Source organism: Cobetia sp. SIMBA_158 (assembly GCF_046566945.1).
Lineage (GTDB): Bacteria > Pseudomonadota > Gammaproteobacteria > Pseudomonadales > Halomonadaceae > Cobetia > Cobetia amphilecti.
The window spans coordinates 1-264 of sequence record NZ_JAWJYL010000497.1; the positions used below are offsets into that span (position 1 = coordinate 1).

The window sequence follows — 264 nt, forward strand, 5'->3', positions numbered from 1 at the left end:
CTGGTAGGGTTGATACTGTTAGGCCAATTTCTAGCTGTACCATTAACGCTTGCGCAAGCGTTGATACTATATAAAGCGGTAACACCACAGCAATAGTCGCTTTTACGCTTCTAAAACTCAGTAAGCATAATGCAATAACGGCACCGTATACATATAACATCATTGGTATTTGGGCCTCGGACACTGACTCGTTTGTAGCGGCCATTACGCCGACAGGACCAGACGCTAATTTAAAGGCAAGCTTTTCTGTCCCTTCTTCATTTG

The 264-nt window shown here is 43.9% G+C and carries 1 pseudogene; it reads right to left on the reverse strand.

The features are described from left to right. Nucleotides 1-264: pseudogene (locus tag R2R70_RS20825) on the reverse strand (RND family transporter); the annotation flags it as partial.